This is a genomic window from Mesorhizobium sp. M7A.F.Ca.US.002.01.1.1 (assembly GCF_004022955.1).
Classification (GTDB): Bacteria; Pseudomonadota; Alphaproteobacteria; order Rhizobiales; family Rhizobiaceae; genus Mesorhizobium; species Mesorhizobium ciceri.
In genome coordinates, this window is the sequence record NZ_RZQE01001067.1 from 1 (window position 1) to 427 (window position 427).

Sequence of the window (427 nt, forward strand, 5' to 3'; positions counted from 1 at the left end):
GCTGAGAAGCCTGCGTTCGGCGGCGCAGTTGGAAGGGCTACGGCAGCGGTCGCTGGATCTGGGCTTTGTCTACTCGTCGCCACCCGATGATGATCCGGATGTCGCCGCCATGGCGCTGCGGCATGAGCCGCTGGTGCTGGCGATCCCCGAAGATGACCCACTCGTTGAAGTGCCAGAGATCGGGCCTCACCATCTTGACGGTCGCACCTGGATCACCGTCGTGCGCCAGCCGGACGACACCAATCGCGGCCAGTTCCTTGCCGCCTGCGCCAAAGCCGGCTTTTTGCCCGACATCGCCTATGAGACGGCGGACCCGCTGACCTCGCTCGGCCTTGTCAGCGCGGGTCTCGGCTTGGCGACGGTGCAAGCCAGCCTGCGTGCCGCCGCGCCGCCGCGGATCGTGTTTCGCGACCTGCCGTGGTTCGAC

1 protein-coding gene is annotated in these 427 nt (G+C 67.0%); it reads left to right on the forward strand.

The window, feature by feature from the left end; translation table 11 throughout:
* Positions 1-427 (forward strand): LysR family substrate-binding domain-containing protein (locus EN932_RS37735; RefSeq protein WP_164890924.1); only part of this gene is annotated, 427 nt, incomplete at both ends.